Origin of the sequence: Lentzea sp. HUAS TT2 (assembly GCF_051853195.1) — a bacterium.
GTDB lineage: Bacteria > Actinomycetota > Actinomycetes > Mycobacteriales > Pseudonocardiaceae > Lentzea.
On record NZ_CP196667.1, the window covers coordinates 8407730 to 8432467 of the forward strand.

Here is a 24738-nt window from a genome sequence, read left to right on the forward strand (position 1 = left end):
CCCTCATGGAGTTCGAACACGTGCTTTATGCGACCTTGTCTCCTGGCTCGCGCACGCCGTCGTGCTCAGCCTCCGACGTGGATGCCGGGCCGGCGCTCAGGATCCGGTTCACAGGCCCGGATGATCTCCCGCACGACCGGGGCCGTGTCGCCGCGGCCCAGGAGCAGGTAGCGGAAGAGGTGCCCGAGCGGATTGCCCTCGCTCCAGGCGAGGTGGCAGTGCGGCCGCACACCGGTGCAGTCGCGCAGTGCCAGCAGGATCGCGGCGATGGCGTTGGGCGCGGCGGGGCTGTCCGCGCGCAGGATCCGGTGCCCGTCGATCTCCACGCCGCGCACCTGCAGCACCTCGCTGAAGTCCGACGGGTCCACCACGTCGATCTCCAGGAACATCACGTCCGCGGTGCCCGGCACGGGGTTGACCCCTCGTTGCTCGGCCTCCTTCTCCGCGTACTCGGCGGCGTCACCCGCCTGCCGCCGGTTGGCGATGATCGTCACGGCGCCGTCGTGGGCCAGCGTGTCGGCGACGAACCGGCGGGCGGCCTCGTCGAACTCGATGTGCTCCACCCGCAGCTCGGTGGTGCGGGTGACGCGGGAGACCAGCGAGATCGCGATGATGCCGAGGATGAAGAACAACGAGATCGTCAGGCCGTCGGGCTTCTCGATCACGTTCTCGACCAGCGCGTAGAGCAGGATCAGCGTGAGCACGGTGAACGCGACGGCGGCGACCCGCCGGCGGCGGCGCATCGCGGAGATCGCGACCGCGACGGACGCGGAGACCATCATCGCCAGGATTCCCGTCGCGTAGGCACCGGCCTGGGCGTTGACGTCGGCGTTGAAGACGATCGTGACGAGGATGCAGATCACCGTGTAGACGATCACCACCGGCCGCACCGCACGCGACCACTCCGGCGCCATGCCGTACGAGGGCAGGTAGCGCGGCACGATGTTGATCAGACCCGCCATCGCCGACGCGCCCGCGAACCACAGGATCAGGATGCTGCTGATGTCGTAGGCGGTCCCGACGCCCTCGCCGAGCAGTTCGTGCGCGAGGTAGGCCAGCGCACGTCCGTTGGCCTCGCCGCCCGCCTGGAACTTCTCGGCCGGGATCAGCACGGTCGTGACGAAGCTGGTGGCGATCAGGTACACCGACATGATCAGCGCGGCGACCGTGAGCAGCTTGCGGGTGTTGCGCACGCGGTCTTCCAGCCGCTCTTCCTCGGTCTTCCCCTTCGACGCCACCAACGGCATCATGCTCACGCCGGTCTCGAAGCCGGACAGCCCGAGCACCAGCAAGGGGAACGCCAGGACCGCCGGCCCGACCACGCCGCTGAGACCGCCGCCGCCCGAGGTCAGCGCGTCCATCCAGCGGTCGAGCACGACGGGTTCGGACAGCACCTGCGCGACGCCCGCGACCACGACGACGGCGTTCAGCACCAGGAACACCGCCACCAGCGGAATCGCCACGCCGACGGCCTCGCTGAACCCGAGCAGGAACACCCCGCCCAGCACCAGCAACAACACCACGGTCACGACGACCGCGTGCCCGTGCAGGAAGTCCGGCGCCAGCGGGTTCTCCAGCAGGTGCACCGTCGCGTCCGCGGAGGACAGCGTGATCGTGATGATCCACGACGTGGCCACGAAACCCAGCAGCACCAACACGAAGATCTTGCCGCGCCAGAACGGCAGCAGGTTCTCCAGCATCGCCACCGAGCCCTGCCCGTGCGGGCTCTCCTTCGCGACGCGCCGGTACATCGGCAGCATCCCGAGCAACGTCAGCGCCACGATCAGCAACGTCGCCAACGGCGACACCGCGCCGGCCGCGAGCGCCGCGATGGCCGGCAGGTAGGACAGCGTGGAGAAGTAGTCCACGCCGGTCAGGCACATCACCTTCCACCAGGACTGCGGCACGGCGTGCGCCTCACCGCTCTCCGGCCCGACGACCGGCTGCACCCGGTGCTTCAGCAACCACCGCCCCAACCCCGTCGCGGGAGCAGCCGGGCGCACCGGGCTGTCCACGCGTTCAGGTATCGCATGCTGCTGCGACGTGTCGGTCATGCCCTTGCCCCCGTGGTGGTGTGCAGTCATTTGGGAGCGAGTCAACTTCCTGTGAAGTCCTGCCGACGTAAAGGGAAGAGGCCTCCGGCGTCAAGATCGCGTAAAAATCGTCTGCGCATTCGAGTGACCCCTTCCCCGCTGTCCCGCACTGGGTGAGGCTGGCGGCGTGATCGAGCCGGCGACCGTCGTGGACTGCGGCGTTTACGTCGCCGGCAAGCGGCTTCCCGGCGAGTGGACGCACGCCGACGCGCTCGCCGAGGTCCGCGCCCGCGGCGAGGGGTTCGTCTGGATCGGCCTGTTCGAGCCGCGGAAGCACCAGTTCCACGGCCTGGCCCGGACGTGCGGCCTACGCGACCAAGCGGCCGACGACGCGGTCCGCAGGCACCGGCGCCCGACGCTGGACCACCGCGACGACACGCTGTTCATGGCGATGAAGACCGTCTGCCACGTCGAGAACGAGTCGCCCGAGACCGCGAACGAGATCGTGCTGACGGGCGAGATCATGGCGTTCCTCGGCAAGGACTTCATCCTCACCGTCCGGCACGGCCGGCACTCCAGCCTGCACGGCCTGCGCACCGAACTCGAAGCCGAACCCGAACGCCTGCAGACCGGCCCCGCCGCCGTGCTGCACGCGATCGCCGACCGCGTCGTGGACGAGTACCTGGCCGTCACCGACGCGTGCGAGGCCGACATCGACCTGATGGAGTCGCTCGTGTTCGCGCCTCGCAGTTCCGTGGGCGCCGAGCAGATGTACTTGATGCGACGGGAGATCCTCGAACTCCGCCGCGCGGTGACCCCTCTTTCGACGCCGTTGCACCGGCTGGTGGAGGGCTCGACGCCGTTGGTGCCCGACCAGGTGCGGTCCTACCTCCGCGACGTCGAGGACCACCTCACCACGGTCTCCGAACGGATCGCCCGGTTCGACGAGCTGCTGACCTCACTGCTCAGCGCCACCGTCGCCAAGGTGACGCTCCAGCTCAACAGCGACATGCGGAAGATCTCCTCCTGGGTGGCGATCGTCGCGGTGCCGACCATGGGCGTCGGCGTGTACGGCATGAACTTCGACCACATGCCCGAGCTGCGGTGGACCTACGGGCGCCCGCTGGTGCTAGGGGTGCTGCTCGTCGCGTGCCTCGTGCTGTATTGGCTGCTCAAGCGCAACAAGTGGCTGTAGCGCTGACACGGCCAGCCAGTCCCGGAACATCGAGAAGTGGAGGTTCGCCGCCTCGCACGCCGATCCGACGTCCTCCGCGGGTAAGACGGCCTCCGCCATCGCTCCGAACCGCCGGAACCTGCGCCGGGCGTTCCCGTCCGCGCCGAAGAACGACACCGGCGCCGAGCCGAGTGCGTCGCCGACCCATCGGCTGATCACCTGGCCGCCGAGCTTCGCCCCCTCGACGACGTAGAGGGAGCCGACGAGGGCCGGGAGCGCCTCGACGTCCGGTGGTGAAGACCGCGGCAGCACCGCGATGCGGGGCGAGTCCCAGCCGAGCGCGCTCAGGTCCGCTGTCAGTTGTTCTGCGCCTGGCGACACGTCCCACGGCACCGCGTGCGCTGCGATGGAGGCCGTCAGGGCTTTCTCCAAAGGCTCGTGGAACCCGAGGAACGCGGAGAGCACCGCCTCGTAGCGCGACAGCGAGATCGATCCCGGCAGGAAGCCCAGGTCGCGCTCCAGAGCACGGTGAGCATCACTGGTGGTGGTGCGCAGTCGGGCCAGGAGAGTCACGCCGGCAGCCTAGTTCGGCGGACGGAGCGCTTCTCACGCCATGTCAGGACGCGCGAAACCGTTGGTGTTCCAGTAGTCGACCGCGCCCTGCAGCACTGTGCGGAACAACGTGAAGTTCACCGGCTTGTAGACGTAGCTGTCCGCTCCCGCTTCGTAACACCGGTCTATGTCGGCCGAGGTCGTCGACGAGGTGAACACGACGACGATCACGTCGTTCAGTCGCGGGTCCACGTCGGCGCGGAGGTCGGAGAGCACCCGGTACCCGTCCACCCCCGGCATGTTCAGGTCGAGCAGCACCAGTGCCGGACGCGGCAACGTCGCGTCCCGCAACCGATCCGCGACGAGGTGGCCGTCGGGGAGGAACTCCAGCACGAGCTCCGGGTGCGAGCGCGACAAGGCCCGCAGGATCGCCTCACGGTCCTCGTCGCTGTCCTCGACCACCAGCACGACCTGTTCACCGCCCGCGGTCACAGGACCTCCCACCACGTCTGCCCGTCGCCGCGCAGCTCGATCCGCGCCCACTCGGCGTCCCCGTCCACGGTGACGGCCACCTCTCCCCCGGTCGGCGCCCCGGCGAGCCGGACCGGCCGGTCCTGACCGCCCAGCGACCGCACCGCGGTGACGGCCGCCGCCCGTGCCTCGTCCGCCGGCAGCGTCGTGTCGAGCACCCGCCGGCCTCGGTAGCGGATCAGCAGCACGGCCGCGTCGTCGTCCACGGCGTAGCGGCCGTCGCCGGCGACCAGAGTGGCGGCCATCTCGGGCAGGGGCAGGTCGTGCAGTGCCCCGAGCGTCGTCTCCAGGTCGGTGTCCCCGAAGAACGCCCCGGACGCGTCGCGCGCCTCGACCAGACCGTCGGTGAAGAGGATCACGCAGTCACCCGGCCGGAGCACGTCGTCGGCCGGGGTGAACGACAGCTCGTCGAGCACGCCGACCAGCTGGCCGCGGCACGAGGTCTCCTCGACCCCTCCGTCCCTGCGGATGATCACCGGTGGCGGATGGCCCGCCGTCAGCGATCGAATCGGCAGGCCGCCGGCGCCCGGCGTGCCGAACGTGACCGTCGCGAGCGTGAGGAACTTGCCGACCTGGTTGCGCAGCATCTTGGCGTTGAGCAGGCGCACCGCGTCCTCCGGGCGGCCGCCTTCCTCCAGGATCGTCTCGACCGTGTGCCGTGCCAGCCCCGTCAGGGCAGCGGCGGCGGCACCCCGGCCGCACACGTCGCCGATGAGCGCGGTGAACCGGTCTCCCGGCTGCTGGACGACCCCGTAGAAGTCGCCCCCGACGTCCAGCAGGTGACCTGCCACGTTGTAGCCGGTGGCGATCTCGACGCCGTCCGGGTCAGGCAGCACCGAGGGCAGCAGGTGCCGCTGCAGTTCCTCGACCTCGGCGCGGCGCCGGCTGTAGAGGGTGGCGTTGTCGATGGCGAGCGCGGCGCGTCCCGCGATGTCGCGCACGAAGTCCCTGGTGGGCACCCGGCGCGAACCGTCCCGGTGGAAGAACGTCAGCACACCGAGGACACGGCCCCGCGCCTGCAGGACGGCGCTGGTCATCAGGTCGAGACCCACGTCCCCCGGCAGCAGCGAGGGAATCGGGTCGGTCTCGTCGTCGTGCGCCGCCACGCCGGCCCATCTGCCGTCGCGCAGGTGATCGTTGAGCAGGCGTTCCCTGCGCACGTCGACGTGCGCGGCGGCGATCTGGACCAGGGCGTCGTCGCGCCGGACGTGCACGGCGGCGCCGTCGGCGAGCCCGGGGACCACCATCCGCACGATCGCCCGCAGCGTCTCCTCGACGTCGAGCGACCCGGCGAGCCGCAGCGAGACCTCGGCCAGCACGGCGTCCGCGGCCAGCCGGTTGTCGAGCAGCGCCTGGTCGGCGATCCGGTCGTCCGCCGCGATCACGACGTCGGCGATCTGCCCGAGCGCCGTCGCGACCGTCTCCTCCTCGGGTTCCCGGTCCAGGGACACGAGCAGCAGCGCCCGATCTCCCGCGGCGGCGCGGAACGACGCGGCGACGACCGCGCTCCCCCCGACGTCGCGCACCCGTGCGCCCAGTTCCGGGGCGAACGCCGAGAGCGCGTCCACGCCGAGGGTCGCGACCTTGGCCTGGCCGAACTCGCGTGTCACCAGACCAGGTGAATGCGCGACCCACGGGAGGACGTCCTCCGCGAGGCCCGCCGGACCGCTCACCACGCCGTGGTCGTGATCGGCCCAGCGCACGACGGTAACGTCGCCTCCTGGGCTGATGCGGGCTCCGAGCACGCCGCGAACGTGCGGCAGCTCCAGCAGCCCCAAGTAGAGTTCCTTGGCGAAGACCTTGGTGCTGCCCGCCGCGAACGCGGTACGCCACAACGCGTGCAGGAGGTCGGGCCAGGACGGCGACTCTTGTTCGATCATCTGGTCCTGCACCCCTCTCCACGCGCTCGCCGGAAGCAGGAACGAGTATGCACGACGATCAGGAACGTCCCGGTCTCGATCAGGACCTGCTGGGTCCCGAGTGGGCCCGCGCCGCCGCGGCGGAGGCGGAGGCCGGCACGACGTCGTTCGACATGACGGTCTGCCTGACCGAGCCGATCCACCTGCTGGGCGGCATCCAGTCCTACGGGGCGTTGCTGGCGGTCGACGCCGCGGGTGTGGTCGAGGTCGCCAGCGAGAACACCGCCGCCGTGCTCGGCAGCACACCGGAGTCCCTGATCGGCACCCCGGTGGAGGCCCTGATCGGCGCCGAGGGTGTCGCGGCGGTGCACGCGACGCTGGACGCGCCCACCGGTGATCGCGGGCTGTTCGCGCTCGTCCTGCCCTCGTCCGGCGAGGGCTTCGACGTCACCGTCTACCACGCGGACGGCCGGACGGTGCTGGAGTTCGAACCCCGCCCGGAGCAGGACTCGTTCCGGTTCTCCCAGTTCTTCCCCCGCCTGCGTGCGTCGCTGAACAAGCTCCAGCACGAACGCACCGTCGTCGACGTGTGCGCGTCGGCGGTGACGGAGATCCGCGCGCTGACCGGGTACGACCGGGTGGTGGCCTACCGGTTCGAGGGGCAGGCCGGTCCCGGCGAGGTCATCGCCGAGTCGGTGGCCGACGGCCTGGAGCCGTGGCTGGGCCTGTGGTTCCCGGCGACCGACATCCCGCCCCAGGCGCGGCGGCTCTACGAGCGCAACTGGATCCGCGTGATCCACGACGTGGACGACGCGACCGCCACGCTGCTGCCCCAGGTGCTGCCGGACACCGCCGCCCCGCTCGACCTGTCCGACTCGGCGTTGCGCACGGTCTCGTCGTTCCACCTGGAGTACCTGCGCAACATCGGGGTCGCGTCGTCGATGTCGGTGTCGCTGCTGCACTCCGGTTCGTTGTGGGGCCTCATCGCGTGCCACGGCATCACGCCCAGGCGTCTCGACCCCGAGGTGCGTTCGGCCTGCGAGTTCTTCGGGGTCGCCCTCTCGCTCCAGCTCGCCGCGCTGGAGGAGGCGCAGACCTCCCGGGCCCGCCACGACACCCGCACCGCGCTGTCGCGGCTGGTCACGGAGCTGAGCACCGACATCACGCAGTCCGTCTCGACCAGTGTCGACCTGCTGCACGAGCTGATCGACGCCGAGGCGGTGGTGCTGCGGCTCGAAGGCGAGACGACGATCGTGAGCGGCAGCGCCGGAGACGCCCTCCTGCCAGGCCTGAGCGCGTTGTGGGAGGTCGTGCCGGACCTGAACGCCGGAGAGGTGTGGAGCACGGACAACCTCTCCGAGCACGACGTCACGATGGCACCGCACGCCGAGCACCTCAGCGGCGTGCTGCTGCTCGCCCTCTCCGGCGGCACCGAGGACCTCATCGCGTGGGTCCGGCCGGAACGCAGGGCGAGCAGGACCTGGGCGGCGGACCCGAGCGCCCCGGTCCGGCTCGGTGAGCGCGGCGAACGGCTCACTCCCCGCGGTTCGTCCGCTGTCTACCAAGCCGTGACACGCGGTCACTGCATGCCGTGGACGGCGTCGGACGAAGCGGTCGCGAGCGAGTTCGGCCGCGCGATCACCACGATGGTGCTGCGGCACCACGCGCGCCTGGCGTCGTTGAACGACGAGCTCAGCCGCGCGAACCGCGACCTCGACACCTATGCCCACGTCGCCGCGCACGAGCTCAAGGAACCGTTGCGCGGCATCTTCAACTCGACGGCGTTCATCCGCGAGGACGCGGAGGATCTCGACGAGACGACGGTTCGCCGGCTCGACACCGTGCAGCGCCTGGCCCAGCGGATGGACGAGCTGATCAACTCGCTCCTGCACTTCGCCCAGCTCGGCCACGGTTCGTTGCGACGCCAGGAGATCGAGCTGCGAGACGCCGTGCTGGCCGCACTGGAGATCGCCGGCCCGAGGCTGGCGGAACGGCAGGTCGAGGTCGTGCTGCCGGCTGCCGGCCAGCGGGTGTGGGCCGACGCCGACCGGTTGGCGGAGGTGCTGGTGAACCTGCTGGTGAACGCCGGCAAGTACGCCCGCGAGGAACACCCGCGGACGGTGGAGATCTCGCTCGGCGCCGAGGACGAGGTGCACGTGCGCGACAACGGGATCGGCATCGCGCCCGAGCACCGCACCGAGGTGCTGCGGCTGTTCCGCAGGCTCCACAAGCGGGACGCGCACGGAGGCGGTCACGGCGCGGGCCTGGCGATCGTGCACCGCATCGTCGAACGCCACGGCGGAGAGATCCGTCTGCGCACCACCCCGGGAGGGGGCACCACCGTCGTGTTCACGCTGCCGCGGACGTGACGCTCCGAGCACGGGTCATTCACTCGACTGGTACCTTGTGGCCGGATCCGTTCGCCTGAATGGTGACTCCCCCGGAGGCTCTGCGCAGTGATCGATCCCGGCAGTTCTTCTTCGGCGACGGGAATGTTCGGTCCGTACCGGTTGGAGTCGTTGCTCGGCCGCGGTGGCATGGGCGAGGTCTATCGCGCCTACGACACCGTCAAAGAGCGCACCGTCGCCGTGAAGCTCCTGCCGGTCGCGTTGGCCTCCGACACGGGTTACCAGGCCCGGTTCCGGCGTGAGTCCCAGGTCGCTGCCCGCCTGCGCGAGCCGCACATCATCCCGATCCACGACTTCGGCGAGATCAACGGCCAGCTGTTCATCGACATGCGCATGGTCGACGGCCTCGACCTGGGCTCGCTCCTGCGCCGGGAAGGTCCGCTGGCCCCGGCCCGCGCGGTGCACATCGTCGCGCAGATCGGCGCGGCGCTCGACGCCGCGCACGCCGAGAACCTGATCCACCGCGACGTCAAGCCCTCCAACGTGATCGTCGCCGGGGTCGGCGCGGACGAGTTCGCCTATCTCATCGACTTCGGCATCGTCCACAGCTCGCTCGACACCACCGCCACCGGCGACGCCGCGCTCGGCAGCCCCGCCTACACGGCACCCGAACGGTTGCAGCCGGTCCTGGCCGCGGACGCCTTCCAGAAGGCCGTCGACGTCTACGCCCTGGGCTGCGTGCTGCACGAACTCCTCACCGGGCAACAACCGTTCCCGTGCGAGAACAACCTGGCGATGATGTTCGCCCACCTCAACACACCGCCGCCCCGTCCCAGCGCCATCCGCCCCGGCCTGCCGCTCGGACTCGACGACGTCGTCACCCGTGCGCTGGCCAAGGACCCCCGGCACCGCCACCCCAGCGCCGGAGCACTGGCGACAGCAGCACGCATGGCCTTGACCACCCCGCGACAGCACGTCCCGCCGCCTGCCGCGAACGCGATGGCGAGACCGATGGGTCCCCATGTCCCAGCACCGCAGCACACCCGGTTGCTGCCGGAGCACGCTCAGCCTCCGGCGGCCACGCGTCGCGGGCTCGGCGGGTGGCGCGGTGCGGGCATCGCGATGGTCGCCCTGCTCGCCGTGGCCGCGGTGATAGTCGCCCTGTACCCGCAGTTCCGGTCCTGGACGTCCTCCGCCTCCACCCCGTCCACCTCCTCGACGCCCGTCTCCACGCCGTCCTCCAGCCCGCCGTCGTCCAGGCCGCCGTCGTCCAGCCCGCCGTCGCCCAGCGTCCAGACCACGACGCGTCTGCTGACCATTCCCGCCGGTGGCCCGCTGTTCGGCAACGACGAGGCACAGGCCAAGGGGCCGGCGATCTGCGAGCAGGTGGGCGGCAAGTTCAACGTCGCGTGGTTCACCCCCGGCCAGACCGAGGGCGAGTACAGCATGGTGACCTGCTCGTTCGTGTTCGAGCCGACCACCAAACGCGTGCTGGACATCGACGCCGGTGGCGTTATCTCGGGCGAGGACGACGCGCGGGAGAAGGCTCCGCAGATCTGCGGCAAGGCGGGCGGCACGTGGAATCGCGAGTGGCGCGACGTGGTCCCGGGCAAGTACAGCGTCGTGAACTGCACGATCGCGTTCTGAGTCACCCGCCCAGTTCGGCCACGGAGGTGAGCGGCACCGGCGACGGCCGCTCCGCCGTGGTCGTCAGCTCGATCCGCCGCCCCTCGTCCGCCGCCCGGAGCAGCGCGGTCATCGTCTCGAGCACGTGCAGCGCGAGCTCACCGCCGGCGCGCGGTGCCCGCTGCCCAGCGGCCGTGACGAGGTCGAGGAGGCCGATTCCCCGCCCTGCGCCCGTGTAGCCCGCGTTGGAGGGAAGGGATCGCCATTCTGTGCCGCCGAGCGGGAAGAACCGGGACTCGCCGTCGAAGTGGTTCGGGTCCGGGACCGCGAGCGTGCCGAGCTCGCCGTGCACCTCGATCGGCGCGGCGGTGGTGGCCACGCCGTCGAAACTGGTCGTGATGGTGGAGAGCGCGCCGTTGACGTGTTCGAGCACGCCGGAGACGTGGCTGTCGACCTCGACCGGGATGCGCTGGCCCGTCCGCGCGCCGGAACCGATGACGCGCTCGGTGCGCAGGCGACTGGCCGCGCCGACCACCGCGCGCACCGGGCCGAGCAGGTGGACCAGCGCGGTGATGTAGTACGGCCCCATGTCCAGCAACGGGCCGCCGCCTGCGGTGTAGTAGAAGTCGGGGTTGGGGTGCCAGAGTTCGTGCCCCGGCGTGACCATCACGGCCGAGGCGGAGAGCGGGCGTCCGATCAGCCCTCTGTCGATCGCCGCCCGCGCGGTCTGCGTACCAGTGCCGAGAACGGTGTCCGGTGCGCACCCGACCTGGACACCGGCTGCGGCGGCCCGGTCGATGATCTCTCTGCCGTCCGGGAACGTGACGGCCAGTGGTTTCTCCACGAAGACGTTCTTGCCGGCGTCGATCGCACGGAGCGCGATCTCGGCGTGCGCCGCGGGGATGGTCAGGTTGAGCACCGTGTCGACGTCCCCACCGAGCAGGTGCTCGACGCTGACCGCCTCGGCGCCCGGGAGCTCGGCCGCGACCGCTGCCGAGCGGGTCGGGTCGAGGTCGGCGACCGCGGTGATGCGCACCGCGGGGTGGCTGCGCAGCGTGTCCAGGTACGCCTGGGAGATGAAGCCGAGACCTACGATTCCGACGCGGTGCGGGTCGCCCACGACATCCCCCTCGTGATGACGGCTCGGACGCTGGGGTGCTCCAGCACGTCGAGGCTGTGCCCCGGCGTCGTCACCACGATCCTCCCGGCACCCCACCGGCGGGTCCAGATCGCCGGGCAGGTGACCGGCCGGTGCCACGGATGCCACGGCCGGGTCGGGTGGGTCGTGGTGGCCAGCACGTCGACCAGGTCGTCGTGCAGCACCCAGTACTGCTCGGTGACCAGTTCGAAGTCCTCGATGCCGGCGGTGATCGGATGCTCCCGGCCGAGGGCGGTGATGTTCACCTCGTGCGGCAGGAAGTTGTCCTCCTGCTCGCCCTGGCGCTCGCACGGCTCCTTGCCGGGGTGCGTGACGAACTGGCCGCCCACCAGGTGCAGGTAGTCCGACGACGCGCGGAACGAGTCCGCGATGCCACCGTGCCAGCCGGTGAACCCGGTACCGGCCTCGACCGCCGCGCGCAGCCCTGCCAGTTGCCCGGCGGTGATCTGCGACATCGTCACGCACTGCACGATCAGGTCGGTGCGCGCCATCTCGGCGGCGTCGGCGTACACCTCGGTCGACTCCTCGACCCGCACGGCATAGCCGCCCTGTTCCAGGAACGGGATGAACAACTCGGTGGCCTTCACCGGCTGGTGACCCACCCATCCACCGCGGACCACCAGTGCCTTCGGCTGTGCCACGCCCACCCCCTGGAAAACGCTGTCCGCACTGCACATTGCCGTGCACGTCACCGCTGGTCAAGATCGCGCACAACGGATTCGACACGGGCCGTGGACGTTCGCCCATCTCACACGGCACGTTCGTCGAAGGCCTCATCGACTTCGTTCGGCAAAAAGTTGACGACCGTCACCGATCTGAATACTTTCGGCCCCCGGTTCCGGAATCCCTGACCGGAGGTCGGCCTTGACCACACGCAGATCAACTCTCGCGACCCTCGTCGTCGCCCTGCTCACCGTCGCCGGAATCCTGGTGACACCAACGGCTTCCGCCGCCTCGCTGGTGGAGGTGACCGGCTTCGGCGACAACCCCGGCGGGATGCGCATGCACGTCTACGTGCCGGACACCCGCCCCGCGAGTCCCGCGATCGTGGTCGCCATGCACGGCTGCGGCGGCTCCGGCCCCGGCTTCTACTCCGGCAGCGAGTTCGCCTCGCTCGCCGACCGGTACGGGTTCGTCGTCATCTACCCGAGCGCGCAACAGGAAGCCGGGTTCGGCAAGTGCTTCGACACCTGGTCCGACGCCGCCAAGCGGCGCGGTGGCGGCAGCGACCCGGTGTCGATCGTCTCGATGGTGACCTACGTCCAGCAGCGCTACGGCGGCGACCCCGGCCGCGTCTTCGCCACCGGGTCGTCCTCCGGCGGCATGATGACCAACGAGATGCTCGCCCTCTACCCGGACGTCTTCAAGGCGGGTGCGGCGTTCATGGGCGTGCCCTTCTCCTGCTTCGCCAACGCCGCCGACTACCCGCCGGGCAGCAGCAGGTGCACCGGCAACGGCGGCGCGAACCGCACCCCGCAGCAGTGGGGCGACCTCGTCCGGCAGGCCTACCCCGGCTACACCGGCACCCGTCCGCGGATGCAGCTGTGGCACGGCACCGCGGACACGCTCGTCCCGTACTCGTTGCTGCAGGAGGAAGTCGAGCAGTGGACCAACGTGTTCGGCCTGAGCCAGACACCGACGTCCACCGACACCCCGCGAGCCGGCTGGAACCGCAGCCGCTACAGCGACAAGGTCGAGGCCTACAGCATCCAGGGCGCCGGGCACAGCCTGCCGTCGTCCGGGATGGCCGCCGCCGCGCTCGAGTTCTTCGGCATCACCGGCACCCCCGATCCCGACCCCGACCCTCCGGTGCCGGGCACGTGCGGCGTGAAGACGACCGTCAACGCCTGGAACAACGGCCTGACCGCGAGCCTCGCCATCACCAACAACGGCACCGCCGCGATCAACGGGTGGTCGCTCGTCTTCACCTTGGCGAGCGGGCAGAGCATCACCTCCGGCTGGAACGCGACCTACTCGCCGTCCAGCGGACAGGTCACCGCGCGCAACGCCGGGTACAACGGCACGATCCCGCCCGGCAGGTCCGTCGACATCGGGTTCCAGGCCGGCCACACCGGTAACGCGGCCGCGCCGTCGTCGTTCACCCTCAACGGCGCGACCTGCACGACCTCTTCCTGATCAGGTTCTGCGCAGTGCCGCTCCCACGACGAGGAACCCGACCAGGAACGGGTCGACGATGCCCCGTTCCACGAGACCGATGAGGATCCCGGCCTCCGAGGCGAGTACGGCCATGTAGGCCGGGATCGACAGCAGGCCGCAGACGCCGGCCACCTTCAGACCGATCCCCAGCCGTCGGGAGAAGCCCAGGGCCCGGTACGCCCCTCCGATGAGGATCGAGAGCAGGTTGCCGCTGAAGAACGCCGCGAAGGCACCCAAGCCGTGGTAGTCGGTCCCGCTGCCGGCCGTCTCACCGGATCCCGGGAAGAACCCCAGGGTGACACCGCCCGCCGCCAGCAGGACCGCCAGGAGGACGGACAGCCGGCGGCGCTTGCCGGGCAGGCCTCGCAGCAGCACGACACCCGTCAGCGCGATGAGTCCGAAGAGGACGAACCCCGTGTTCATGACCCATGCGAGCGGTGAGTACATGAACTGACCGAACGCGACCGTCGGGCCGTGGACCCCCAAGTTGCTGATGAAGTGGTGGGTGTAGCTGTAGGGCGGGTCCGTCCACGCCGCCGCGGCGATGAACTCGGCGGCGAAGTAGACGCCCGCGCTGGCTATGAGCACCGTTCCCGCCCTGCGGTTCCGCGGCGCGGAAGGTGACTGAGGCTTTGGGTGGGCAACGGTTCCGAGCACGTTGTCGGCCAAGGTTCTCCCCCTGCTGATCGATGGTCATACGACCTGCGAAGGATGGGGCGGGCCGCTAACACGGGACCAACATCGCGCTGACACGGGACGTCCTGGTTTGGGTCACCGCGGCCGGACGCGCGAAGATCCCCCAATGGACAGCCGCGCACGGCTCCGCGTCACCCTGCTCGGCGAGTTGGCGGTCTCCCGCGGCGACGTGCCCCTGCACGTTCCCGGCACCCGCCTGCGGAGCCTGCTCGTGCGGCTGGCGCTGGCGGGCGGGCGCGCGGTCGAGCCCGCTGTCCTGGTCGACGCGGTCTGGGGCGACGAGCCACCGTCGAGCCCCTCCTCCGCCTTGCAGATGCTGGTCTCCCGGCTGCGGCGCGCGCTCGGTCCGGGTGAGGTGGTCGTCCGGGCAGCGGACGGGTACCGGCTGGCCGTGGACGCCGCGGAGGTCGACGTACCGCGCTTCGAACTGCTCGTCGCCTCCGGCCGGCGGAGGCTGTCCGCGGGAGACCCGGCATCCGCGGGTGCCACGCTCGCCGAGGCCCTGGCGTTGTGGGGTGACCGCCCCGGCTCCGAACCCGCTGTCGTCGCCGCGGTGGCGCCGGCGACCGCGGTCCGATTGGCCCGTGCGTCGATCGACGCGACCATCGACCTCGCCGACGCGGAACTCGCTCTGGGGCAGGCCGAAGCGGCCGAGGCGCGGCTCACCGGCGTGGTGCACGAACAGCAGATCCACGAGCGGGCGGCCGCTCTGCTGATGGACGCGCTGACCCTCCAGGGCCGTCAGGCCGAAGCGCTGGCGCTGTACGAACGGGTGCGCGAGAACCTCGCCGGCCTCCTCGGTGCGGACCCCGGAAGCGCGTTGAAGGAACGCCATCTGCGTTTGCTGCGTTCTGCCCCGCACGCCACCGCACCTGCCGGCCACAGCACCCTTCCCGAGCCGCTGACCAGCTTCATCGGGCGTGACGAGGACCTGGCTCGGATCGCCGCACTGCTCACCTCCAGCCGGCTGGTCACCGTGCTGGGCACCGGCGGCGCGGGCAAGACGCGCTTGGCCGTGGAGGCCGCCCGCCGCCACGAACGCCGCGACGGCACGTGGATGATCGACCTCGCGTCGGTGGCCGATCCCGCGAAGACCGCCGGGGCCGTGCTCGCCGGGATAGGGCTGCGCGGCGGCACGATGCTCGACTCCCGCAGGCCCCGCGAGGGTGACGAACTGGATCTGCTCATCGGCGAGCTCAGCGGGCGGGAATGCCTCCTGCTGGTCGACAACTGCGAGCACGTCATCGACGTCGTGGCGCATCTCGTCGTGAGGCTGCTGACCCGCTGCCCCGGTCTGCGCGTGCTCGCGACCAGCCGCGAACCCCTCGCCGTCGACGGGGAGGTCCTGGTGCCACTCGGTCCCCTCGCGCTGCCGGAACCGCACGACAGCCTCGACCGAGCCAGGACGGCGGCCTCCGTGCGCCTGTTCACCGACCGCGCCGGTGCCGTGCGGCCCGGCTTCGAGGTGGACGAGACCACGCTGTCCGACGTCGTGAGGATCGTCCGCGGCCTGGACGGGATGCCGTTGGCCCTGGAACTGGCTGCCGCCCGGCTGCGCACGTTGTCGCTGACAGAACTGGCGGACGGGCTGTCCGACCGGTTCCGGTTGCTCGCCACGGGAAGCCGCACAGCGGTTCCCCGCCACCGCACACTCCACGCGGTCGTCGCCTGGAGCTGGAACCTGCTCGGCGAGCACGAGCGCACGGTCGCGGAAAGGATCTCCGTGCTGCCCGGCGGCATCACGACCGCATCGGCAGCGGCGGTGTGCGCGGACACCGCCGTGCCCGCGGCAGAGGTCCCCGGCCTGCTCGCCGCTCTCGTCGACAGGTCCCTGCTGCAGCTCGCCGCCGGTGCCGGCCGCCATCGGATGCTCGAGACCATCCGCGAGTACGGCGTCAGCAGGCTCACCGAGAGCGGAGAGCTGGACACGACCCGCGATTCGGCCTCCGCGCACTCCATCGCGGTGATGGCCCACCACGACGCCCGGCTGCGCGGCCCCGACCAGCTGGCGGCCCTGCGGGACATCAACGCCGAACACCACAACGCACTCGCCGCGCTGCGCCACCTGTGCGTCACTCACGACTCCGCGGGGGCGATCACCCTCGCCCTGTCCCTGGTCTGGTTCTGGGAGATGTCCGGCCGGCACGCCGACGGCTCCGACTGGCTCAGCGAGGTGCTGGCACTGCCGGGTGCGGAGTCCACGCCGGAACGGGACTGCGCCCTGGCCGTCCACCTGATCAATCGGGCGGACTCCCTGTCAGGGATCGCCTCCAGCGACGTCGCCGGCAGCGAGGACGCCCTGGGGCTCGCCCACCGGCTCCTTTCGCACCGGGAGCTGCCCGGCCAGTACCGGGTGTTCGGTCCCGTCCTGCTCTTCCTGCACGACCAGGAGGCCGCGCTCGACCACTTCCGGCGCCTGGCCGACGGGGACGACGTGTGGCTGGCCGGGCTCGCCCACCTGTTCCAGGCCGAGATCGCCGAGAACTCCGGCGACCTCGAACGGACTCGCTGCCACGTGGACGCGGCCCTGGGCAGCTTCGGGCGGGCAGGCGACAGCTGGGGGCGGGCAGCCGTGCTCTCCCAGCGCGCCCGGCTGCGCCGCTACGACGACCTCGGCGGTGCCCTCGCCGACCTGCGCGAGGCCGAGACGCTGGCCGACGAGTTCGGGTCGCTGAGCCTGGCCGACCGGCTCTACCGCGATCTGCGCTGGACCGACCTGCACCACCGGCGAGGTGAAATCGACCTGGCGGTGGAGTTGATCGACTCGGCCCGGCAGCGAGCGACCAAGGCGGCCTCGGCGGAGATGCTGGTCGTCGTCAACGCGAGGGAGGCCGAACTCCGGGTGAGACTCGGCGAGCTGGACAAGGCGGAGGAGTTGCTCGTCGACGCCGAACGCGATCTGCACAACGCCAATCCCCACACCCGGACGCTGGTCAGCAACGCACGCGCCACATGGTGTCTGGCGGCGGGCGACGTACCCGGCGCGGAAGCGTGGCTGTCGGCGGCGCACGAAGCAGCACTGTCCACTCGCGAACTACCGATCGTCTCACTCGTGACGATCACCGCTGCGGCGCGTGCGCAGGCACTCGGGCAACACCACGAAGCCGCCGCACTGCTCGGTGCCGCTACACGGCTGCGGGGCACGCACGACCGCACAGACCCGCAGATCCTCGAACTCACCCGTCGGGGCCGGGACGTGCTGGGCGAGAAGGAGTTCTCCGCAGCCTACGCGGACGGATGGGAGCTCAGCGGCGAGGAAGCGTCCCGACTGAGCGGCACGCTAGGCCGGACAGGGCTGTAGCGCCGTGTCAGAGCTTTGTCAGCGCCATGCCCGAGCCTTGTCCCGACACGACAAGCGCACGCACACGATTCCCGGCGCTGGACCGAGGCCGGGCTTTGAGCGAATGGAAAGCAACACCCCATGAAGACGAAGATGAAGACCCACGGTGCCATCACGGCACTGGCGGCTTCCGCTGTCCTGGGCTGCCTGACGACGCAGGCTTCACCCGAAGCCGCCGCCGCGCTGCCCGTGGTCAACATGGAGGCCACCGTCCTGGCCGCCCAGATCGACCCCCGGCGCGCCGACGACACGCTGACGCCAGGCGCAAAGGACTCCGTGCTGGCCGTCGAGCGGGCGCTCCAGGCACGCAACCTGCTGGACGCCCGCTGGGTCGACGGCTACTTCGGCACCACCACCATCTCGGCGTACGCGGCCTACCAGCGTTCGCTCGGATACACCGGACTGGCCGCGAACGGGCTGCCCGGGCCGAGCTCGCTGACCACGCTCGGGCAGAACAGGTTCACCGTCTCCAACGTGCTCAAACCAGGCGCGAAGGTCCAGCGCGACGGGTACGTGGTCAACACCCGCACCCAGGCGATGCTCACCGAGGCCGAACGGCTGCTGGGGCGCCGCCTCGTGCTGTCGCAGGGTTCCTACAACCCCGGCGGCGACCCGACCTCCGCGGGCACGCACGACGGCGGCGGCGTCGTGGACATCCACGTCGAGGGCATGTCCGCCGACACCCGCACCGCCGTCGCCCGTGCACTGCGCCAGGTCGGCTTCGCCGCCTGGGTCCGCAGCCCGTCCCAGGGCGACTGGCCGTGGCACATCCACGCGGTGGCGATCAACGACACCGACCAGGCCACCCAGGCCCAGAACCAGGTCGGTGACTACTACCTCGGCTTCAACGGCCTCGCCAACCACCGTCCCGACGACGGTCCCCGGATCACGATCCGGACGTGGGAGGAGTACCAGCGCACGCGCTGACCAGAAGTCCCGTCACGGCCCCACTTCTCGCGCCCGGCCGTAGGGCACCGCGTTCAGCACGGTGACGCGGACGGTGGTGCCGCTGGGAGTCCGGTAGGCGCGCTGCTCTCCTCGGCGGGCACCGTTCACGGCCGCTCCCAGTGGGGAGTCCGGCGAGTAGACCTCGATCGTGCCGTGCTCCGCACCGCGGGCGCCCAGCAGGAACGTCTCGGTCTCCCCCGTGTCGTCGAAACTGACGGTGAGCACCATGCCGGGTTCGGCGATGCCGTCGTCCGGCGGATCCTGGCCCACGATCGCGTCGGTGAGCAGGTCCTTGATCTGGTGGATGCGCGCCTCCCGGTCCCGCTGGGACAGGAAGCCGGACTCGCCGGACTCCTCGCCCAGGCGGCTGCGCACCGGCGAGAGCAGGGTCATCAGTTCGTTGCGGAGCCGGTGGTGCGCCTGCGGGGTCAGCCACACGCGCGGGGTCGTACGCGTCATGTTGTGCCTCCGTGGCAGGAAGAAGTGCCGTCAGGGCGGCCTGGGGGGGAGGTGCCGCCCTGACGGCGGGGCGTCCGTGCGGGCCGGGTTCGTCGACCCGCGACCCGCACGGACAGGAAAGGGGTCAGTGGTGGCGCCGGCCGTCGTCGCGGCGCCGCATCGCCTCGAAGTCGTGGGCGTAACCGGTGGCAACGCCCATGAGGATGTCGCGCTGCACGCGGAGGAAGTCGTTCTCCTTGCGCAGCCACAGGAGTTCGGCTCGCTCGCCGCCGGTCAGCGGCGGATCGGGGTGGTCGGGTTCCACGCGGCGGTCACCGGAGCGGGTCGAACTCGCGCAGGGCGGCGGGCTGTTTGCCGGTGGTGATCTGCTCCGCCAGCAACCGTCCGGTGACCGGCCCCTGGGCCAGGCCCCACATGCCGTGCCCGCCCGCGACGTAGACGCCCGGTGTGCGGGTCGCACCGATGAGCGCGCGACCGTCCGGGGTGACCGGACGGGGACCCACCCAGACGTCGGTCCGGTCCTCCCACCACACCTCGTCGAGCAACGGCCGGACGGAGGCGATGATCGCGTCCACCCGCGCCTCGTCCAACGGCGCGTCCGGCCCGCGGAACTCCATGGTGCCCGCGACGCGAAGGCCGCCCTGGTAAGGAGTGCACGCCACGCGCACCTCCGGCAGGTAGACCGGGCCGTGGACAGGTCTCCGCGTGGGCACGGTGAACGAATACCCGCGGCCTGCCTGGACCGGTGTGCGAACACCGGCTCGTGCGGCGAGTTTCGGCAGCCAGGCACCGGTGGCCAGCACCGCCACGTCCGCGGAGACGGCGTCGCCGTCCTTCGCACGCACGGTGACACCGCCGTTGTCCGGCAGGATGTCGGCCACCTCCAGAGAACGGATCGTGGCACCACGGGCGACCACGGCACGACCCAGTGCCTGCACGAAGCCGCCGGGGTCGGCGAAACGCTGCCCGTCGATGCGCACACCGGTGACGAGGGCGGTCGACGCCAGTGGGACCTGTTCCCGCAAGTCCGATGTGGACAGTTCGGTGTGGTCGACCTGTTGTCCGGCCTCCGCAAGCCTTTCCAGCTCGCGCAGCAGACCTCGCGCCTGAGCGGGAGAGGTGAAGACCGCGGTGATCGGGGCATCGATCGTGGGCGCTTCGACGCCGTTGGCGGTCATCACGTCGTAGGCTTCGATGCTCTCCTCGTTGAGGGGCAGGTTCGCCTTCACCGCCCTGGTCCACGACGGCCACCGGCAGTGCGCGCCGAAGCGCACCAGGAACGACCAGAGTCTCGGATCCGCGGTCAGCGGGATGTGCAGCGGTGCGTCCGGTTTGAACAGGGACCGCAGCCCGTAGCGCAGCACCGACGGTTCGTTCAGCGGGATCGCCAGTCCGGGTGCGATCCACCCGGCGTTGCCCCAGGACGCGCCGGCCGCGACCCCGGTCCGGTCGACGACGGTCACCTCGACACCGCGCTCCTGCAGGAACCACGCCGTGGACAGGCCCACAACGCCCGCACCGACCACCACCGCTGAACGCGGACCGCCGTCAAGGCGCTCGTCCATCCCGACCTCCTGTCATCGCTCGTCCCGATTCCAGGATGCGGCGGACAGGGGTCGAACCGGTTGTCCGTTCTCCACAATCGCCGCTCAGCGATTGTCGGTTTCCGACACCGTCGCCGCGAGGTCGATCAGCATCGCGACCCGCTTGGCGGCGTCGTCCACCCCGAGGTTCGTCACCTCGCCCATCTTGCGCAGCCGGTTGCGCACCGTGTTGCCGTGCACGCCGAGCCGCTCGCCGGCCACCGCCAGATCGCCCTGTGCCTCCAGCCAGGCGCGCAACGTCGCGACGTGGTCGGTGCCGTGTTCAGCGTCGTGCTTGCGCAGGTCGGCCACGGGACCGCGGGCCGGCGCCCGGCCGACCCGTGCCGCTGTGCGCAGACGTTGCAGCAGGATCTCGTCCCACGACTCGTCGTAGGCGGGCGGAGCCGTGTCCGCGGCCCGCATCTCGTGCAACGCCAGGCACTCGTCCGCCTCCTGCCGACCGGCGGGCAGGTCCGCGGGCTCGGCGATCGCGCTGATCCCCGCCGACGTGGTGACGTTCTCGGGGAGCGCCGACCGCAACGCCTCCAGCCACTCCCTCGCCGCGGAGACCTTCTCGCCCGGCAGGATCGTGTAGACGGTGTTGCCCGCCACCGTGCTTCGTCCCGGCCGCGACCAGCCGAACCCGACGGTCGCCTGTTCGAACGCCAGCAACACCGCCGCGTGCCGCTCGTCCCCGACGTGCGCCCGCACCGCGACCACTCTGGCGGGTCCGGGAGGCAGCCCGAGCTGGCTGATCACCGTCGCGGCGTCCGCCGTGCCCTCCAGCAACCGGATCACCCACTCCGACTCCACCTGGCGTTCCAGATCGGCACTGGCCCGCAGTCGCAACAGGTGCAGCGCCACGATCCGGGCGCCGTCGGTCAACGCGGTGCGCCGGGCACCTTCCAGCGGGGCCGGGCACGCGACCCAGATCGCCCCGAGCAACTCCCTGCCCACCCTGACCGCGACCACCATCCGCCCGGTCAGTCCGCGCGCGGGCTCCCCGAGGACGAAGAGCGGCTCATCGGACCCGAGCAGGTGCGTCCGCACACCCGCCGCGTCGAACAGCTCGCGAACCCACGCGGGCACCTCCCGGCCCATGATGGTCTCCAGCCGGGCCGCGTCGACCTCCTGCTGAGGGCCGGAGTAGGCCAGCACGCGTGACAGCCGGTCCTCGATCGTCACCGCGCCACCGGTGGCCGCGGCCAGGCTGTCCGCCAGCGCGAACAGGTCGGTGGGACCCCGTCCCGACTCGGTCTCGCGGCCTTCGAGCACCAGGCCGTAGACCACCCCCGCCAGCTGGCTCCACGACAGCGCCGGGTCCGCCAGCATCACCGCGACCCCCTCGGACTCCCCCACCGCGACGGCGTCCGCCAGGAACTCCTCGCCGCCCCGGACGAGCACCACGACGGACCGCGCCGACACCGCCGCGCGCACGGCCTCGGCCACGGACCCGGCACCGACGGCGAGGTACACGTCGCCGACCTCGGCTCGGTCGTCCGCGGCATCCCGCAGCACGACCCCACGCAGCTCTGCGGATCGCGGCACCGGGCAGCAACACAGCCGGACCCCGTACCCGCCCAGCACGTTGACCAGCCGGTCCAGCCTCACCATGCGAACGCTCCCTGCCCCACCTCTGACGCCACCGTAGAGGCCGTGACCTCGGCGAGCACCTCCGACCGGCCGGCCTGACCTGGGGCCCGAGATGACCCGCTCAGGGTGCCGGAGTGGCACAGGACGGGTTCGTCGAAGTACGCGGAGCCAACCTGGGCGACAACGTGATCATGCGCCTCTTGGCCGTGGCGTCGATGGTCAGCGGACCGATCGCCTACGCGGCCAACGACGGCGGCACCGTGGAACGGGTCCGGCTCCTGATCAAGGGCCCGGACGTGCCCGAGTTCGTGATCGAGCGCGACGCCAGGTACGACCCCGGCCCGAAGCCGGGCAACGAGCTCGCGGCGACGGTCGACCCCGAGGACCACCGCGACTTCGAACTGGACTGCTAGGCCCAGTTGCCGAGTTCCGCGTCGACACGGGGGTCGCTGCGGACCCACACCTCGCCGGTGGCCGCGCCCGGTGGGCTGTCGACGAGTTCGAGTCCGAGGCTCCGGACCAGCTCCAGGAGGGTGTCCCGGGCCGTACCCGTCTCCTCGATCGTGCGGCTGTCGAAGAGGACGTAGTGCACGTCCCAGCGGTCGTTGTAGCCGGAGTCGGCCCAGATCTTGCAGAAGCTGGTCAGCGCCTCAGGGTCGAGTGGTCCGGCGTGCTCCGGCGCCGGGGTCGCCGCGAAACCCTTCGCGATATCCTCCGCGCTCCACTCCCCTGCCTCCGCGACCGCCTCGGGAGTGAAGTCCCGCACCGCCAGGAAGCGTTCGAGCAGCCGGACCCCGGTGGCCTCGATGCCCAGCCCGTCGTCCTGCAAGCGCGTCACCAGGCCGTCCGCCATCGCGCACGGGCCGGAGAAGGTGAAGATCCCGGTGGCGGCGACCAGGGTGCCGCCGTCCCTCACCAGGGCGAGCAGGTCAGCCGGGACTCCTTCGTACAGCGCCGCGTGCGCGTCCTCTGGGGAACCAAGAGCGCTGGAGTGGTCGAACGTGAGCACCAGGCCGCGACCGTCGGCCGTGAACCAGGCGTTGACGGTGTCGCCGGCGCCGTAGCCGTAGTGGGTGACGCCGGAGGCCGTGACCGGCTCGCGTCCGTCGATGCGGGTCAGGATCTCCAGGCGGCGGCGCAGTTCGCGTGGGTGGGTGCGCCGCAGCACGGACCGGTCGAACTCGGATCGGAGGTCGTCGGCTCGGGGAGCGCGGCGCGTGGCTCGTTGTTCGAGGTGGGCGGATCGGGCCTGCAGGAAGCTGTCGGCGTCCGGCAGCCAGGGGCCGTGGGGGTCCAGTGCGGTGAAGCCGCCGCGGGCGAACTCGACCGCATGGGTTCGGTGGTCGCCGCTGTTCGTGACGACGCGGTATTCGGTGTGCGAGTCCTGCCACCCCTTGACCCGGCAGATGGCGCCGATGTCCACCATGAACACCAGTGCCTCTTCGCCGGCCGCGTCCTCCATGCTGAACGACGTGTTGTCCGCGGCACGGTGCCGGGCGACGAACTCCAGGAAGGCGTCCGCGGCGGACTGGTCACCGCCGGGGAGCCACTCCTGCTCGTTGTCCTTGTCGTCGCTGAAGGTCAGCGGCCTCATCACCGTGCCGCCGCGAGCTCGTGCTGCCGGGAGTCGGCCGCGTAGTGGGCGAGCGCGATCGCTCCGCCGATCGCCAGCAGGAAGCCGAGGGCCGCGACGGTCACGTAGCCCTCGTGGACGTGGTCGTCGAGGTAGACCAGGCCGACGAACGACGAGAGCACCGTGTTGGTGGTGAACATGATCGCGGTGACGCCGGTCGGGCCGCCCTTCTGCAGCGCCATCGCGAACACCACGGCCGCGGCGAGTCCGTTGAGGACGATGGACCAGGCAGCCGGTTCCAGGACGAGTCGCCACGTGTCGTCCGGGAAGTCGAGCGTGCGTGCCGAGATGCCGACGACGCTGTAGGAGACGCCGGCGCCGAACGCCAGTGCGACCGTTGCCCAGACGTGCTTGTGGCGGCGGGCGTACACCGCGATCGCGAACACCGGGATCGTCATGGCCACGAGGACCCAGCGCCACTGCGGCGGAAGGGACTGCGCGGGGCCCGGCTCCGCGGACACGCCCAGCAGGACCAGGCCGATCGCGCCGACCAGCAGCGATCCCCATCCCGCGGCACCCAGGCGGGCGCCCATGAAGACGACGCTGATCGTGGCGGTCACGCCGACGCTGAACGCGAGCATCGACTGCACGAGGAACAGCGGCAGCCGGTGCAGCGCGGCGGCCGCGAACGCGAATCCCAGCATGTCCACGCCGAGACCGAGGAAGTAAAGCCACTGCCGCCGGAGAGCGATGAGATCGAGCGACCTGCCGCCGTACGCCCCCGCACGCCGGATACCGATGGCCTCCAGGATCGAACCGCTGCCTGACGCCAGGGTCGCCAGCACAGCGAGGATGTAACCCAGAGCCATTCGTCCATTGTGTCAGCCGGTGGCTGAGGCACGTTCAACATCCCCGGCGAGTGCGAATTTTCCGGCACGACGCCATCGAACCTGCACGTCAGAGCCTTGGGCGAGGCGGGAGACGTGGTCCCGCTCCTCCAGCCAGGCGGGGTGGGGGCGTCGGCGATCGCGAGCAGTGCCGCGGAGGTCGCGGACGGGTCGCCGGGGGTGAAGCCGCTCGCGTCGCGCCGCCGTGGAGGGCTTCGCG

At 70.9% G+C, this 24738-nt stretch carries 20 protein-coding genes; 7 read left to right on the plus strand and 13 right to left on the minus strand.

Annotation, left to right across the window (positions count from 1 at the left end):
* Window positions 1-65: 65 nt before the first annotated feature.
* Window positions 66-2054 carry an amino acid transporter gene (locus ACSHWB_RS39880; protein ID WP_439658495.1) on the minus strand — a complete coding sequence of 663 codons (1989 nt, stop codon included), beginning with the start codon at window positions 2052-2054 and terminating at the stop codon, window positions 66-68.
* 166 nt (window positions 2055-2220) lie between these two features.
* On the opposite strand from ACSHWB_RS39880, the gene ACSHWB_RS39885 reads away from it, so the two are divergent.
* On the plus strand, window positions 2221-3228 hold the full coding sequence (locus tag ACSHWB_RS39885) for a magnesium and cobalt transport protein CorA (RefSeq protein WP_439658496.1): 1008 nt from the start codon (window positions 2221-2223) through the stop codon (window positions 3226-3228).
* On the opposite strand, the gene ACSHWB_RS39890 is transcribed toward ACSHWB_RS39885, so the two are convergent.
* From ACSHWB_RS39890 to ACSHWB_RS39900, 3 genes are read right to left on the minus strand one after another with little or no spacing between them, the layout of a single operon-like run.
* Window positions 3163-3780, minus strand: coding sequence for a biliverdin-producing heme oxygenase (locus ACSHWB_RS39890; RefSeq protein ID WP_439658497.1), 618 nt, complete (start codon window positions 3778-3780; stop codon window positions 3163-3165). The two genes, ACSHWB_RS39885 and ACSHWB_RS39890, sit on opposite strands and share 66 nt — an antisense overlap.
* Before the next feature lie 33 nt (window positions 3781-3813).
* Window positions 3814-4251, minus strand: coding sequence for a response regulator (locus ACSHWB_RS39895; protein WP_439658498.1), 438 nt, complete (start codon window positions 4249-4251; stop codon window positions 3814-3816).
* Complete coding sequence (locus ACSHWB_RS39900; RefSeq protein WP_439658499.1) at window positions 4248-6170, minus strand: PP2C family protein-serine/threonine phosphatase; 1923 nt, start codon at window positions 6168-6170, stop codon at window positions 4248-4250. The genes ACSHWB_RS39895 and ACSHWB_RS39900 overlap by 4 nt, the downstream gene beginning before the upstream one ends.
* 47 nt (window positions 6171-6217) lie before the next feature.
* Between ACSHWB_RS39900 and ACSHWB_RS39905 the strand changes: the two genes are divergently transcribed.
* On the plus strand, window positions 6218-8518 hold the full coding sequence (locus ACSHWB_RS39905) for an ATP-binding protein (protein WP_439658500.1): 2301 nt from the start codon (window positions 6218-6220) through the stop codon (window positions 8516-8518).
* Window positions 8519-8605: 87 nt separating this feature from the next.
* Complete coding sequence (locus tag ACSHWB_RS39910) at window positions 8606-10144, plus strand: serine/threonine-protein kinase (protein WP_439658501.1); 1539 nt, start codon at window positions 8606-8608, stop codon at window positions 10142-10144.
* A 1-nt stretch (window position 10145) separates the two neighbouring features.
* Here ACSHWB_RS39910 and ACSHWB_RS39915 read toward each other — a convergent pair whose 3' ends face one another.
* Complete coding sequence (locus ACSHWB_RS39915) at window positions 10146-11243, minus strand: Gfo/Idh/MocA family protein (protein ID WP_439658502.1); 1098 nt, start codon at window positions 11241-11243, stop codon at window positions 10146-10148.
* A complete protein-coding gene (locus ACSHWB_RS39920; RefSeq protein ID WP_439658503.1) occupies window positions 11213-11923 on the minus strand; it encodes a ThuA domain-containing protein in 711 nt (236 codons plus the stop codon). The genes ACSHWB_RS39915 and ACSHWB_RS39920 overlap by 31 nt, the downstream gene beginning before the upstream one ends.
* A gap of 223 nt (window positions 11924-12146) precedes the next feature.
* Between ACSHWB_RS39920 and ACSHWB_RS39925 the strand changes: the two genes are divergently transcribed.
* Window positions 12147-13418: an extracellular catalytic domain type 1 short-chain-length polyhydroxyalkanoate depolymerase gene (locus tag ACSHWB_RS39925; protein WP_439658504.1), complete on the plus strand. Its 1272-nt coding sequence runs from the start codon at window positions 12147-12149 to the stop codon at window positions 13416-13418.
* Here ACSHWB_RS39925 and ACSHWB_RS39930 read toward each other — a convergent pair whose 3' ends face one another.
* Window positions 13419-14027, minus strand: a complete 609-nt coding sequence (locus ACSHWB_RS39930; RefSeq protein WP_439658505.1) for a DUF998 domain-containing protein — start codon at window positions 14025-14027, stop codon at window positions 13419-13421. It lies immediately after the preceding gene.
* A 214-nt stretch (window positions 14028-14241) separates the two neighbouring features.
* Between ACSHWB_RS39930 and ACSHWB_RS39935 the strand changes: the two genes are divergently transcribed.
* Window positions 14242-17436: a BTAD domain-containing putative transcriptional regulator gene (locus tag ACSHWB_RS39935; protein ID WP_439658506.1), complete on the plus strand. Its 3195-nt coding sequence runs from the start codon at window positions 14242-14244 to the stop codon at window positions 17434-17436.
* A 120-nt stretch (window positions 17437-17556) separates the two neighbouring features.
* Window positions 17557-18402 carry a peptidoglycan-binding domain-containing protein gene (locus ACSHWB_RS39940; RefSeq protein WP_439658507.1) on the plus strand — a complete coding sequence of 282 codons (846 nt, stop codon included), beginning with the start codon at window positions 17557-17559 and terminating at the stop codon, window positions 18400-18402.
* Between the two features lie 12 nt (window positions 18403-18414).
* Here ACSHWB_RS39940 and ACSHWB_RS39945 read toward each other — a convergent pair whose 3' ends face one another.
* From ACSHWB_RS39945 to ACSHWB_RS39960, 4 genes are all read right to left on the minus strand, one after another.
* Window positions 18415-18882, minus strand: coding sequence for a GreA/GreB family elongation factor (locus tag ACSHWB_RS39945; RefSeq protein WP_439658508.1), 468 nt, complete (start codon window positions 18880-18882; stop codon window positions 18415-18417).
* Window positions 18883-19006: 124 nt separating this feature from the next.
* On the minus strand, window positions 19007-19186 hold the full coding sequence (locus ACSHWB_RS39950; RefSeq protein ID WP_439658509.1) for a hypothetical protein: 180 nt from the start codon (window positions 19184-19186) through the stop codon (window positions 19007-19009).
* A 7-nt stretch (window positions 19187-19193) separates the two neighbouring features.
* Complete coding sequence (locus tag ACSHWB_RS39955; protein ID WP_439658510.1) at window positions 19194-20447, minus strand: NAD(P)/FAD-dependent oxidoreductase; 1254 nt, start codon at window positions 20445-20447, stop codon at window positions 19194-19196.
* An 84-nt stretch (window positions 20448-20531) separates the two neighbouring features.
* Window positions 20532-22079: a PucR family transcriptional regulator gene (locus ACSHWB_RS39960; RefSeq protein ID WP_439658511.1), complete on the minus strand. Its 1548-nt coding sequence runs from the start codon at window positions 22077-22079 to the stop codon at window positions 20532-20534.
* A 113-nt stretch (window positions 22080-22192) separates the two neighbouring features.
* Between ACSHWB_RS39960 and ACSHWB_RS39965 the strand changes: the two genes are divergently transcribed.
* A complete protein-coding gene (locus ACSHWB_RS39965; RefSeq protein WP_439658512.1) occupies window positions 22193-22471 on the plus strand; it encodes a hypothetical protein in 279 nt (92 codons plus the stop codon).
* Here the strand turns inward: ACSHWB_RS39965 and ACSHWB_RS39970 are convergent.
* Window positions 22468-23652: a DUF6357 family protein gene (locus ACSHWB_RS39970; RefSeq protein WP_439658513.1), complete on the minus strand. Its 1185-nt coding sequence runs from the start codon at window positions 23650-23652 to the stop codon at window positions 22468-22470. The genes ACSHWB_RS39965 and ACSHWB_RS39970 overlap by 4 nt on opposite strands.
* Window positions 23652-24500 carry a hypothetical protein gene (locus tag ACSHWB_RS39975; RefSeq protein ID WP_439658514.1) on the minus strand — a complete coding sequence of 283 codons (849 nt, stop codon included), beginning with the start codon at window positions 24498-24500 and terminating at the stop codon, window positions 23652-23654. The genes ACSHWB_RS39970 and ACSHWB_RS39975 overlap by 1 nt, the downstream gene beginning before the upstream one ends.
* Between the last annotated feature and the right edge of the window lie 238 nt (window positions 24501-24738).